Source organism: Bartonella sp. W8151 (genome assembly GCF_016100385.1).
In the GTDB taxonomy this organism is placed as follows: Bacteria; Pseudomonadota; Alphaproteobacteria; order Rhizobiales; family Rhizobiaceae; genus Bartonella; species Bartonella apis.
This window is the reverse complement of sequence record NZ_JACFSO010000001.1, coordinates 522588-536467: the sequence shown is the minus strand read 5'-3', so window position 1 is coordinate 536467 and position 13880 is coordinate 522588. Positions and strand designations below refer to the sequence as shown.

Genomic DNA, 13880 nt, shown 5'->3' with positions numbered 1-13880 from the left:
TGCCAATATTATCAAAGTTTATATGAAACAAAGTCAACCACCCCTTCCAGTTACCGAAGCATTTCCCGAACTCGACAAAGCTCTCGGTTCGAACGGCAAAGCTATTCTCGTTGCCCCACCGGGTGCTGGCAAAACCACACTCGTGCCTCTTCATCTGTTAAAACAGGATTGGTGCAAAAATAAAAAAATCATTCTGCTTGAACCAAGGCGCCTGGCAGCACGCGCTGCTGCACGACAAATGGCATCCCGCCTTGGTGAAAAAGTCGGCGAAACTGTCGGCTATCTCATGCGCTTTGATAAAAAAATCTCCAAAAACACGCGCATTGTTGTGGTAACCGAGGGCGTATATTCACGCATGGTTCTGGACGATCCCGAACTATCGTCAGTAGCAGCCGTTTTATTTGACGAATTCCATGAACGCAGTCTTGATGCCGACTTCGGTTTGGCATTGACGCTTGATATTATGGAGGGATTGCGCCCTGATTTAAAAATTCTTGTCATGTCGGCAACACTTGATGGAGCAAGAATTGCAAAAGTCCTTCAGGGAGCACCTCTGATTGAATCAAAAGGGCGAAGCTTTCCCGTTGATATTGTCTATCAGCCACGAAAGGCTACAGATACTATCGAAGAAGCAATGGCAAAAGCCATCCGTCACTGGTTGTCGTCACAGCCTGCAAGTATTCTCGCCTTTCTTCCCGGACAAAGGGAAATAAAAAAAACGACGCGATTACTTGCCGACAAGCTTGATAAAAATACCATTATTGCGCCTCTTTACGGGGCAATGGACATTAAAGAACAGGATATAGCAATCAAACCCGCTGACGAGGGGCACCGTAAAGTGGTTCTTGCAACCTCTATTGCCGAAACCTCACTCACCATTGACGGTATCGGCGTTGTTATTGATAGCGGACTTTCGCGGGTGCCGGTTTTTGAACCTTCAACGGCGGTCACAAGACTTGAAACAGTGAGAGCTTCGCGCGCTTCGGTTGACCAGCGCTCCGGTCGTGCCGGAAGAACAGCGCGTGGCATTGCTGTGCGCCTTTGGCACGAAGGGCAAACCTCATCCCTTCAGGATTTCCAGACACCTGAAATATTTTCAGCCGACCTTTCCAATCTTGTGCTTGATAGTGCTGCCTTTGGAATTACCGATTTATCAAAGCTAATCTTTCTCGACCCGCCGCCAAAACCTCAAATCGTTGAAGCACGCGAGCTTTTAAAAAAACTTGATGCAATTGATGAAACCGGCCGTATCACACCTATTGGCGAGAAGATGCGTAAAACTGCTTTGCCGGTGCGTCTATCTGCCATGCTTATCAAAACAAGGACCATAGAAGAGACCCGCTTGGCGAGCGAGATTGCCGTGATATTGACCGAACGGGGACTTGGTGGAAACGACGACGATATCGGGCACAGAATTGAAAAATTCCGCACTGATCAATCCGACCGGGCAAAAAAAGCGTGCTTGCTCGTTCAACGTCTTGTCAAAGGACAATGGCTCGATAGTCGGCCTGACAGCAAAGTCGGGTTTGAAAATTCGGCCGCACTTTCTGTCGATCAAGCAGGGCGGCTCCTACTTTTTGCCTGGCCTGACCGCGTTGCAAAAGCAAGGGGCAACAAGGGGCGTTTTCTGCTTGCCAATGGAAGAGGCGTTGCAGTTGATGAATTTTCATACCTTTTCAAAGCGGATTATCTCGTGGTTGCCGATATGATAGGAAAAGCCGAAGAAGCGCGTGTCCTTGCCGCTGCAAAAATCGACGAAGAAACAATCCGCAACGTACTAGCCGATAAAATAGAAGGCCACACAGACCTTTCTTTCGATGTGCAATCGCGTTCTTTCCGTGCACGAGAAATTCAAAAACTTGGAGCAATCAATTTAAGCGAAAAACCGCTACCTCTCCCCTCTGGTGAGGAAGCCGATCATGCCGTTATCGAGGCTATAAGGCGTTACGGCCTCGATATGCTCCCATGGACCAAAGAAACCATCGCGTTAAGACGCCGTCTTCAATGGTTACACCGTGGTTTGGGCGAACCATGGCCTGATATGTCGGACGAAGAACTTTTAAAAAAACTCGACGACTGGCTATTGCCCTTTCTTCACGGAGAAGCGCGGATTGATACAATAAGCGGGAAAATGATTTATAATGGTCTTCTATCGCTTGTACCTTATCAGCTTCAAAACGAAATAGACAAAAAAGCCCCCACACATTTTATCGTACCGACGGGGTCTCGCATTTCGATCAATTATGAAGGGGAAGCACCACTCATTTCTGTCCGCGTTCAGGAATTATTCGGGCTCAGTCAACATCCTTCCATTGCCGATGGACATATACCACTTGTTCTCGAACTTCTTTCCCCTTCCCACCGGCCAATCCAGATCACGCGTGATCTGCCGGGCTTCTGGCGCGGTTCATGGGCCGATGTAAGAGCTGAAATGCGCGGGCGCTACCCGAAACACTCGTGGCCGGAAGACCCGCTCTCCGCACTCCCGACGCGGCGCACAAAGCCGCGCGGCAGTTGAAATGAAGCCGAATATCAGCTTTAAACATTATGAAACGACATTGTTTCGTTTAACCGATTTTCCGAATAAATAGACGAGCTCACTTCGCAAAGGCAAAATTGGCAAAGGCAAAATTGATGGAAAAGGAATTTTTTCAACGCACATCCACCTATTCGCGCCGCTTGCGTTCGACAACGCTCATCCGCATACGCTGGCTTGCTATTTTCAGCCAGACGATAACAATTGCTTTTGTTTCGGTCTATCTGGGCTTCAAGTTCCCGATTGTCCCGTGCGCAATATTGATTGCTGCATCCATCTGGCTCAATATTTTTCTGACATTCTTTTATTCGATCAATGACCGCTTATCTTCGAATGTCGCCACTGCCATTCTGGGTATCGATATTTTACAGTATGCCGCTTTGCTTTATCTGACAGGCGGCCTGCAAAATCCTTTCTCGGTTTTACTGATTGCTCCGGCGGTCATATCTGCAACTTCATTGCCAAGAAAACACATCATCTTTCTCAATTTGCTGGTCATCATTCTGGCAAGTTTCCTCTCCACCTATTCCGAACCTTTGCCCTGGTATTCCGGTCATACTATTGAAATGCCAAGGCTTCTTGTTGACGGCATCTGGACGGCAATTGTTTCCTCGCTCATATTTACGACGACCTATGGCTATAGGGTTGCGGAGGAAACCCGAAGCCTTGCCGACGCATTAAGTGCTACCGAACTTATTATGCAACACGAAAAACATTTATCCGAACTGGATGGCCTTGCAGCAGCTGCGGCCCACGAACTTGGCACCCCGCTTGCAACAATCCAGCTTGTCGTCAAGGAAATGTATAACGGATTAAAGGATGATCCTGACATTGGCGACGATTTGCGCCTTCTGTTAAGCCAGACCGAGCGATGCCGGAACATACTCAAACGTTTGACAACACTTTCCAGTGAAGGTGAAGAACATCTTTCCCATTTGAGCCTTCTGGAACTTCTAGAAGAGGTTTCGGAACCGCTTCGCGAATTCGGTATCGATATTGTTTTCGAAAAAGGTGAAACAACCGGCAAAGAACCGGTTTTCCCACGAAACCCCGGCATACTTTATGGCCTCGGCAATCTGTTGGAAAATGCCGTCGATTTTGCGCGCAGCAAGGTTATCATCAAATATAAATGGAATGAAAAATATGTAGCACTCACGATTATCGACGACGGTCATGGCTACGATCCTTCCATTCTCGATCGTATTGGCGAACCTTATACAACAAGCCGCCATACCGATAGTCAGGGAGGCGGATTGGGGCTTGGACTATTCATTGCAAAAACACTGCTCGAACGATCGGGAGCGCTTTTACGTTTCCGGAATAGTCCCAAAAAAGAGTTCGGTGCAGAAGTCTATCTGGCATGGAGTAGAAAGGGGTTGACCAAGTCCAACACGATTTGACAATTTGTCGCAGTCAAGGCTAATGTTGACAATCAAGCGGTAGATTTTACCCCTAGCCGATAAAGGACGATGAATGACTGACACTGCACATGATCAGAATGCAATTGGGGCCGATACTTCTTTGCTTCTGGTTGACGACGACAAGCCGTTTCTTCACCGTTTGGCGCGTGCCATGGAAACACGTGGTTTCAATGTGACTATGGCCGAATCAGTGCAAGATGGCATCGCCAATGTGCGCCATAGCCCACCAGCATATGCAGTGGTTGATCTGAAATTGGGGGATGGTAACGGGCTTGATGTCATTGAAGAAATTCGTAAAATCCGCCCTGACACCCATATGATTGTATTGACCGGCTATGGCAATATCGCTTCGGCTGTCAACGCTGTTAAACTTGGCGCAATCGACTATCTCTCGAAACCTGCCGATGCCGACGACATATTCGGAGCTTTAACCCGCCACGCCGGTGAAAAAGCTCCCGTTCCCGAAAATCCTATGTCGGCGGATCGGGTACGTTGGGAACACATCCAACGCGTTTACGAAATGTGCGACCGTAATGTTTCTGAAACCGCCCGCAAGCTCAACATGCACCGGCGTACTTTACAACGTATTCTGGCAAAACGCGCACCGCGATGAAATGAAAATGACGGCTGAAAACCGATATGCTGCTTGGCAACCTCTGTCGCGGTTCCTGTATGATGAATATCGATTATTGTCGCATACGCCCCATTTTTTAAAAACTTGTCACCAGAAATATATGGAATTGCCCAAGATTGTCTGGATTCTCTGTGAGGCCTAGAAGGCTGGCATTACCGGTTACCAAATAAATCAGTCGGCTTTCTCTCCATTGTCGTCGGCAAGGTCGAATCCTTCGAGTTCAGCGCGCGTAAGTCTCCGCGCTGCAACCCTCGAAAAGCGCAACATAACGGCTTTGCGTGTTGCTGCCGACATACGGTGTTCTGGAGCCTCCCGCATAATATAGCCGTCAAAACCATCTGCCAGAATAAACCCGCAATCTTCAGGAAAAAGTTCCATCGGAACTTCGTTATGACTGGCAAAATAGAGGCGGTCGCAATGTATCCGGTAATCCGGCCATTTGTGGTCGGCTCTCAAATCTCCTACAGAAGATTTGATCTCGACAATAATCACTTCACCCTTGCGTGTAATTCCCACAAGGTCAGCCCGCCTTCCGTCGGCAAGCGGCAACTCGCTTAAAACAGGAATACCAAGTCGCAAAAAAAGTCTTTGAACGCCGTGGCGAACCATCAGAGCTTTTTCCGATTGACGCCCGTCGTCCAATGGATGTTCTTTATGAAGATTGATAATCGGCATAACGAGAAAGTTTACTTGTTCCTTTTGAATTCATATCCGGCAGTTTTTCCATTCCTCATGACTGTTGATCGACACGAGCCTTGAAACAACACTTCGCAAACACGTTTATCGGTAATTCTTTAATCTCAATCGGTTTTAGCGATCGAATTTACGAATGTTGGTTCACTCATGCCTGTTCATTGGCGCAAAATGACCAGTGCTACATTATTGGTGATGAACGCCCAATTCATTCAATGTTTTTTCGATCATTGGCAGCATTTTTTCAACAATGACAGCAACGCCTTTTTCATTGGGATGTTTGCCATCGTCCAACTGCAGATCCTGATGACCTGCTACACCCTCCAGAAAGAAAGGATAGAAGGTTACATGATATTTGTCGGCAAGACGTTGATAGATCGACTCGAATTGCTGCGCTTTTTCCTTACCATAGTTGGGTGCGCTTTTCATACCGACAAGTATGACCGGTATTTTGCGCTCTTTCAAGCGTGACAACATGAAATCAAGATTATCTTCCGTAACTTTCGGGTCTATGCCGCGCAACATGTCGTTGGCACCGAGTTCCAGAATGACAAGCCCTGTTTGTTCGGGTACCGACCAGTCAAGACGTTCGCGGCCGCCAGTCGTTGTATCACCCGAAACTCCCGCATTGATAACTGATATATTATAATTTTTTGCCTGCAAGGCGGCTTCAAGGGCGGCGGTAAAGGATTTATCGACGGGGAGCCTGTAACCGGCCATAAGGCTATCGCCAAATCCGACAATCTGGAATGGACGTGGCGGCGTCAAATCATCATCAAGAACTGTTGTTTCACTATCTTCCCGTGCCGGTTCCTGTGTTTGCCCGGTTTCTTCAGCAAATAGAGGTAAACTCGCAATGCAGCCAAAAGAAAGGCCGATAAATGCGCAAATGAATGATCGCAACATTATTTCTCAATCCCTTTACGAGAAGTATAATTATATTTTAAATCAGCTTATGGCATAAGAACAGGAGTTATTTGTGGCAAGTTCACTGGTTAAACTGAAAAATATTGATCTTACTCTTGGTGAAGGAAGCTCTCGCGTTCACGTTTTAAAGGAATTGTCACTTACGGTAAATCAAGGTGAAACCGTAGGCATAGTGGGCCCCTCCGGCTCCGGCAAATCGACATTGCTTATGGTGCTTGCCGGACTTGAAAAAATCGATAGTGGTGAAATAACCATTGCGGGTACGCGCATCGACAAGATGAACGAAGATGAAGCAGCGATTTTTCGCGGGCAGAATATAGGCATTGTTTTCCAATCCTTCCAACTTATTCCCAATATGACGGCTTGGGAAAATGCGGCAGTTCCTCTTGAACTTGCGGGGAACAAGGATGCTTTCGATATTGCCAAAAAAGAACTAGAAGGCGTCGGGCTTGGCGGGCGGCTTCATCATTATCCTGCAACATTATCAGGTGGTGAGCAACAGCGCGTTGCAATTGCTCGCGCACTCGCCCCCAATCCCCGTATATTGGTTGCCGACGAACCGACAGGCAATCTTGATGCCGACACGGGTAAAACAATTGCCGACCTCATATTCAAACGAGCCAGAGAACATGGATTGACGACTGTGCTTGTTACCCATGACCTTGGCCTTGCTGCACGTTGTGAACGCCAAATCCACGTGAAAAACGGTCGCATCGAAAATGAAAGCGTGATGCCTGCATGAAAAGATTTCAGGAACTTTGTCTGGCATGGCGTTTCTGTTTGAGAGAAATGCGTAGCGGCCTCAAAGGATTTTATATTTTCCTTTGCCTTATTGCATTGGGGGTTGCAGCAATTGGCGGGGTGGATGGTGTTTCAAAAAATATTAGCAATGAAATCAAAAATCAGGGGCAGGTAATTCTTGCCGCAGACATACGTTTTAGCCATACACAGCGCGAGGCAAATGAAAAAGAATTGGCATTTTTCAAAGCCAATGGAAAAGTTTCCGAAAGTATTCTTATGCGCTCTATGGCACGACGAGTCGACACAAATGACGGCACATTGGTCGAAATAAAGGCTGTCGACAGCTCATACCCGCTTTATGGCGAGTTAAAAACCGTTCCCCAAGCCACAAACACCGAATTGTTCGGAAAAGATGGGAAAGGTTCTGGTGGTTTTGGTGTCGCAATCCAGAAACTTTTGCTTGACCGGCTTCAGCTTCACATTGGTGACAAAATTAGAATTGGAGATCGCGACTTTACAATTCGCGCAGTTGTCGAGGAAGAACCTGACCTCTTGTCGGAAGGCTTTCAGCTTGGGCCGCGGGTTTTTATGTCGATTGATGCTTTACGCGAAACGGGTCTTATCGTTCCCGGAAGTTTGCACAATTTTGTTTATCGGATCAAACTTGATAATCCGTCGGATAGCACGTTGCAAAACCTTAGGAATAACCATGAAAAAGAGTTTTCGGAAAATGGTTGGGCGATCCGCGCCCACGTCGATGCTGCTCCTGTTTTGCAAAAAAACATCGAACGTTTTACCAGTTTTCTTACTCTTATCGGGCTTACAGCGCTCATTGTCGGTGGCGTTGGCATAGCCAATTCTGTTAACGCCTATATGGATAAAAAGCGCAAAGTGATAGCCATATTCAAAGCACTTGGTGCGCGTTCGCGTTTCATTGAAGAAATTTATTTTTCACAAATCATGCTCATTGCACTCATTGGAACTGTGATAGGGCTTGTTTTCGCTGCAATCATTCCCTTTGTGGCAAGTTTTGTCATCAGCCATTATTTACCATTTTTCGAGCACACACATTTTTCACCAGCCAGTCTCATCCTTGCAGTCATTTTTGCATTATTGACAGTTGCTGCCTTTGCAATACTGCCTTTATCCAGGGCCCGCTTTATTTCGGTAACGACGCTTCTTCGTCCTTTCGACGTTTCGACAATCAAAAAGTCGGATAAATCTGCGCAGCTCTCTTCAGCAATATTACTTCTCATAACTGCAATTCTTGCGATTTCGACCACATCAGACAAAAGACTTGCTTTCATATTTATCATCGCAGTCATTATTGTCTTCCTGGTTTTAAGAGCGGTTTCCTCGACAATTATTTTTCTCGCGCGCAAATGCGCCCATGTCCATTCAACCATTTTGCGCGTTGCAATAGCCAATATTTATCGGCCACAATCCATTACTCCTTCGGTTGTTCTGGCACTCGGGCTAGGTCTGACACTGCTTGTTACGCTTTCCACAATCGACAGCAATTTGAGATCCGAGCTATCTGGTTCGGTTCCCGAAAAGGCTCCTGATTTCTTCTTTATGGATATTCTGAAAAGTGATGCAGACGATTTTTCCAGCTTTCTGCATAAGCAAGATCCGTCGGGAAGCTTCAAGATCATGCCGACATTGCGCGCCCGTATCACAAAAATAAACGGTGAACCGGTAAAGAACAGACATGTAAAAGAAGACAGTGAATGGGTGTTGCGCGGTGACCGCAATATAACCTATTCGGCAGCTGTGCCGGAAAACACTGTGCTTTCCGAAGGCAACTGGTGGAAAAATGACAGAAGTGATGCAATCGAGGTTTCTGTTTCCAAAAGGGAAGCAATCGGACTGTTTTTGAAACTTGACGATACTATTACTGTCAATGTGTCGGGGCGGGAAATAACCGCGCGCATCACCAGTCTTCGAGATGTCGATTGGGATTCATTCAATATGAATTTCGTAATGATTTTTTCGCCACAAGCCTTGCAAGCTGCACCACATGTTTATCTTGCAACTTTCAAAGCGGGCAATAACCATGCCCTCAATGAAGCGGCATTGATGCGTGACATTGCAAATCGTTTCCCTTCGATTACTGTCGTACCTGTTCGTCAGGTTCTTTTTGACGCGAGAAAAATCGTTGATGAAATCGGTACTGCAATCCGTGCTTCATCTGCGATCGCAATTCTTGCTGCAATTCTTGTCCTCGTCGGCACACTTTCTTCGACCAACCGGTCGCGTATTCATGATGCAGTAATCTTGAAAACCTTGGGTGCAACCCGCAAAATGCTCCTCAAGGCCTATCTTGCCGAATATACAATTCTCGGACTTGCAACGGCGATTTTTGCATTTATTGCCGGAACGATAGCCGGTTCAATGATCGGCCATTATAAAATGGAGATAACCAATACCCATTTTTTCTTCGGCTCGGGTGTCATGGTTGTCCTTGTCGCTCTTATCCTGACAATCGGTTTCGGTCTTATCGGAACCTGGCACATTTTGAGTGAAAAACCATCGCGTTTTCTTAAAGAATTGTAATGTATTGAAAACAATGAAAGACTTGTAATTTATCAAATTAATGCCCATAATATCGGTTAGGCATGCTGGGGTTCCGCCAGCGGCGCCCGGATTTCAAGTGGGGGAAAACAGCTTTTCCAGCCATTTACCGACACCGTCCGGAACACAAGCTAAAGGATTATTTATATGGCTGATTTCAGAAACTTTCGCCCGACGACAGTCACTCAGGCCGATGCTTCCATTGACCAGGGACTGCGCAGTTATATGCTAGGCGTCTACAACGCGATGGCAATCGGGCTTGTTATAACAGGTATCGCAGCGTTTGCTATTGCTTCACTTGCAACAACGAGCGATCCGACACCTTATATGTTACCAAATGGCGTCCATCTGACATCATTCGGTGTTACCTTCTATACGTCACCGTTTGCGTATGTTGTGATGTTTGCCCCGCTCATTGCAGTTTTCTTTCTAAGCTTCAAAATCGAGTCGTTGAGCACAAGTTCGGCGCGCGCATTGTTTTTTGTCTATGCAGCACTTGTCGGTTTGTCGCTTTCGTCAATCATTTTGCGCTACACACCTGCAAGCATTACGCAGACATTCTTTATCACTGCGGCTTCTTTCGGTGCCCTTTCACTCTATGGTTACACAACAAGACGCGATCTGACAGGCATGGGGTCTTTCCTCTTCATGGGGTTGATTGGTCTTCTGCTTGCCATGGTTGTCAATTTGTTCCTTGGCTCGAATGCGCTGCAATTTGCAATCTCGATTATTGGTGTTCTTATTTTTGCCGGTCTTACCGCTTATGACACACAGACAATCAAGGTTATGTATTATGAAGGCGATGCCGAAGAAACACGTGGCCGCAAGGTTGTGATGGGTGCTTTGACGCTCTATCTCGACTTCATCAATATGTTCGTTTTCTTGTTGCAATTCCTCGGTCAGAATCGCAACTCCTAAAAATTCGAATATATAACGATTTTTAAACCCCGCCTTTTTTGAAGACGGGGTTTTTTCAGGCCATTTTTAAAGGCGTTGGAATTTGCTTACCCGATTATGTGCACGGTTTTCCGATGGAATTTAAACGATAAATGCAATAGCTTTCCGCTGCTTTTCAAAAGAAGCAAATCCAATGGATAGGCTCAAACAATCTTGAATAGTTTTTTATCAAACACTTTCAGAACATTGCGAAGTTCTTTACCACGTTTCAAGATCAACCCGCTTGCAGCAATGACGCTGTAAGCACCCTGGCGGCTCGCCAATTTCGGGTTTTTTTCGACACGGTAAAGCGGTATTTCGGCAGTGCGGCGAAATATGGAAAACACGGCTCTGTCATCAAGATGGTCAATCGCATAATCACGCCATTCGCCGGCAGCGACCATTTGTCCATAAACCCGCAAAATCGCGTTCAGTTCAATCCGGTTAAAGGCAACAGGCCCTATATGTTTCCTGGAACCGTTTTGTGAAAAAGCTTCGATTATTATTGCTTCATCGTCGCTCATATCAGCCATGGTGCTAATCTTCCAACATTTACGGATATTATTGTCCCATTTTAAATGGTGTAGACAATTTTTCTTGCAATAATTAAATCTTTTATCATATTCCAGTGAAAAAATAGATGGTAATAGTTTTCAATTTAGAGCGACAAATCTTGTAGTTTTAAAGCTGGTACTTCATATTATGGTTAAAGCTTTCGAGCGGGGCAATTCTGCTTTCAGAAAAAATCATGGACATCCTCAAAAATAAAAAATTCCATTGGCCAAGCCAATTAAGTCAAAAAGCCCTTCAGACAAGATTGTTGCAAGCTGTCCGGAACCGTCATGGACACCGTCCGAAAGATGCCGATTGCGACACTTATGATATGGTTGTCGGCTCTTACAATATTCATAAATGTGTTGGTGTCGACAATGTTTTCGATCCCGCACGAATTGTCCATGTCGTTGCGGAACTTGATCCCGATATCATGGCATTTCAGGAAGCCGACAAGCGTTTTGGCGAAAGAGTAGGCTTGCTTGATCCGGAACTTTTGAAATCGGAAACCGGATTGGAACGCGTTCCGATCAATACCATGTCTCCACGAGGACTTGGCTGGCATGGCAATGCACTTTTCATCCGTAATGGCAAAGTCAAAGATATCGTCCAGCTCAATCTGCCCGGTGTTGAACCGCGCGGTGCACTCATTGTCGAACTTGATATGCCGCTCGGGCTTATCCGCATTGTTGCAGCCCATTTCGGACTGTTGCATCATTCGAGGATTCAGCAGGCAAAACTTATTTTGTCTATTCTGGAAAAACGTGAAATCATGCCGACAATTATGATCGGTGATCTAAATGAATGGCGACTTGGCAGGACATCCTCCCTAAAAAGTCTTTCTCCATTCTTTGATTTAAGACTGGGCACTTTACCAAGTTTTCCCTCCCGTTTTCCGATTTTGGCACTAGACCGTGTTTTTGCCTATCCGCACGAGCTTGTTTCCAACATAGAAATTCATAACTCACCACTTGCACGGCTTGCTTCCGATCATCTACCTATCAAGGCGGAGATCGACCTTGAAGGCGCTACCAAATTGCTGAAAGAACGCACAAAAACCGGAGCGATCAATCGCTTGAAATAAGCTGATTGATAAGATTCGATAAGACGTGTCGCGCGTGAAATAAAGGGTGATCGACCAACGCTGAAGGATTTGAAAACACGGAAGAAATCCGGTTTTCGAATTTATACTTCGGATTGCTGTTTAGATGGAAGAAGCCGGTAACTCCAGCTGGTTATACATCGTATTTGCACGCAAAAAATCTTACCAATTTTTTCGAAGACGATGAAACGCTTCAAAGATAGGGCGAACCCAACCAGATCATTTTGTCGATCAAACGCGAAAGAAACGCTCGTTTTAAAAGATCTTCCATTCTGACCTCATGCGCATTTTCCCGTTCGTGACTGATTTTTTGTGAAAGATAACAGGCAAGCGACTCGTCGAATATTTCCATATCAATTTCGAAATTCAGTCTTAACGAGCGCGAGTCGAGATTTGACGAGCCGATATAACTCCAGCGATCATCAATCTCCATGAGTTTGGAATGGTTGAATGGTCCTTCTGCACGCCATATGCGGCATCCGTCACGCAACAATTGGTCAAATTGCGCGCGCATGGCACAATCGACAAGTTTCAGATTGTTATTTCCCGGTACAACAATATCAACTTCGACACCCCGACGGGCCGCTGTAACCAGCGCACTTATCAACTCCCGATCAGGCAAGAGATAAGGTGTCATGATGCGGATATGTCGTTCGGCAAGCGAGAATGCCCCGATCAACATATGCTGGTTTGTTTCAATCAACCGATCCGGACCGGTTGGTACCACACGTATACACACCCCTTCATCGGAATTGTCCCTGATTGCAGGAATAGACCAGTTTTTTGTATCGAGATTTTCGCCCTTCGCAAAAGCCCAGTCATTGGCTGCTACCGAAAAAATATCGGCCACAGCAGGCCCCTCGACTCGAAAATGTGTGTCATCCGCGGTTTTTTCACCGCTGAATGTTTGGGAAAAACCGGCACGTATATTCATCCCTCCGGTAAAAGCAACACTCCCGTCAACAACAAGAATTTTTCTGTGGGTGCGCAAATTGGCATAAGGCAGTCTTAGACCGATAATGATATTTCCGTTGAAGACGGCCACAGGGACTTTTTCACGCCGTAAATCACGAACTATCGATGGAATTGAATAACGGGCGCCAACGGCATCAATTAGAACGCGCACCTCGACACCGCGACGCACCGCGTCCGCTAAAGCAGCAACAAAAAGTTCTCCCATACTATCGCGGTCAAAAATATAGCATTCAAGAATTAACGAACGCTTCGCCGCACCGATTGCCTTTAACATCGCACTGTAAGCTTCGTCGCCATTATCAAGCACCGTCAGGTGATTGCCATGTGTCATGCGGCCGAGACTCACATTATCGCCGAGTTTTTTCATCGGCAGGGCAAGACGGCCAAATCTTTCCAGAATATAGCTATCCGAACAATCATAATTTTCGGCGCGCGCACGCCCTTTTCCACCGGCATGACGATGACGTTTATAGACAACGTTGTCATGCATCCGGTTGATACCGAAAATACCATAGATTAAGGCTCCTATAATGGGCGAGAGCATAATAACACCAACCCATCCTATAGCGGTACGAACCTCCTGTTTTGTCATGGTGGCGTGGATTGCTGCCCCAAGTCCCAGAAAAAACGATAATACGGCTAGGATATGCGGCCAATAATTTTCAATAAACACATCCATTGGTTACTTTGCTTTCATTGGTCTTCACAGACGTTGATAACCGCTACAATGATTAACCTTCTTTATTTCTATGTTACTTATTTCTTATATTCTATGATAAAGGTGGCGCG

The 13880-nt window shown here is 46.1% G+C and carries 10 protein-coding genes and 1 pseudogene; 7 read left to right on the top strand and 4 right to left on the bottom strand.

The window, feature by feature from the left end; translation table 11 throughout:
- Positions 1-22: 22 nt before the first annotated feature.
- The 3 genes from hrpB to H3V14_RS02435 all read left to right on the top strand — a co-directional run bounded on the left by hrpB (position 23) and on the right by H3V14_RS02435 (position 4570).
- A complete protein-coding gene (hrpB, locus tag H3V14_RS02445; protein WP_198226297.1) occupies positions 23-2518 on the top strand; it encodes an ATP-dependent helicase HrpB in 2496 nt (831 codons plus the stop codon).
- A gap of 116 nt (positions 2519-2634) precedes the next feature.
- Entirely contained in the window at positions 2635-3936 is a 1302-nt protein-coding gene (locus H3V14_RS02440) for an ActS/PrrB/RegB family redox-sensitive histidine kinase (protein WP_198226295.1), read from the top strand.
- Positions 3937-4009: 73 nt separating this feature from the next.
- Positions 4010-4570 carry an ActR/PrrA/RegA family redox response regulator transcription factor gene (locus H3V14_RS02435; RefSeq protein ID WP_075869687.1) on the top strand — a complete coding sequence of 187 codons (561 nt, stop codon included), beginning with the start codon at positions 4010-4012 and terminating at the stop codon, positions 4568-4570.
- A gap of 192 nt (positions 4571-4762) precedes the next feature.
- On the opposite strand, the gene H3V14_RS02430 is transcribed toward H3V14_RS02435, so the two are convergent.
- Positions 4763-5266, bottom strand: coding sequence for an MmcB family DNA repair protein (locus tag H3V14_RS02430; RefSeq protein WP_198226293.1), 504 nt, complete (start codon positions 5264-5266; stop codon positions 4763-4765).
- Between the two features lie 204 nt (positions 5267-5470).
- The gene (locus tag H3V14_RS02425) at positions 5471-6190 is read right to left on the bottom strand and encodes an arylesterase (RefSeq protein WP_083639761.1); all 720 of its coding nucleotides are present in this window, start codon (positions 6188-6190) and stop codon (positions 5471-5473) included.
- 73 nt (positions 6191-6263) lie between these two features.
- Here H3V14_RS02425 and H3V14_RS02420 point away from each other — a divergent pair, with 73 nt between their 5' ends.
- The 3 genes from H3V14_RS02420 (at position 6264) to H3V14_RS02410 (ending at position 10444) form a co-directional block, all read left to right on the top strand.
- On the top strand, positions 6264-6953 hold the full coding sequence (locus tag H3V14_RS02420) for an ABC transporter ATP-binding protein (protein WP_198226291.1): 690 nt from the start codon (positions 6264-6266) through the stop codon (positions 6951-6953).
- Entirely contained in the window at positions 6950-9508 is a 2559-nt protein-coding gene (locus tag H3V14_RS02415) for an ABC transporter permease (protein ID WP_198226289.1), read from the top strand. Before H3V14_RS02420 ends, H3V14_RS02415 begins: the two co-directional genes overlap by 4 nt.
- Positions 9509-9673: 165 nt before the next feature.
- Positions 9674-10444 (top strand): Bax inhibitor-1/YccA family protein, encoded by a 771-nt coding sequence (locus tag H3V14_RS02410; RefSeq protein ID WP_075869683.1) that lies wholly within the window; start codon positions 9674-9676, stop codon positions 10442-10444.
- A gap of 182 nt (positions 10445-10626) precedes the next feature.
- Here the strand turns inward: H3V14_RS02410 and H3V14_RS02405 are convergent.
- Positions 10627-10917, bottom strand: a pseudogene (locus tag H3V14_RS02405) (DUF2794 domain-containing protein); the annotation flags it as partial.
- 293 nt (positions 10918-11210) lie between these two features.
- Between H3V14_RS02405 and H3V14_RS02400 the strand changes: the two are divergent.
- Complete coding sequence (locus H3V14_RS02400; protein ID WP_198226286.1) at positions 11211-12098, top strand: endonuclease/exonuclease/phosphatase family protein; 888 nt, start codon at positions 11211-11213, stop codon at positions 12096-12098.
- A gap of 211 nt (positions 12099-12309) precedes the next feature.
- Here the strand turns inward: H3V14_RS02400 and H3V14_RS02395 are convergent, their stop codons facing one another.
- Positions 12310-13770, bottom strand: a complete 1461-nt coding sequence (locus H3V14_RS02395) for a phospholipase D-like domain-containing protein (RefSeq protein WP_198226284.1) — start codon at positions 13768-13770, stop codon at positions 12310-12312.
- Between the last annotated feature and the right edge of the window lie 110 nt (positions 13771-13880).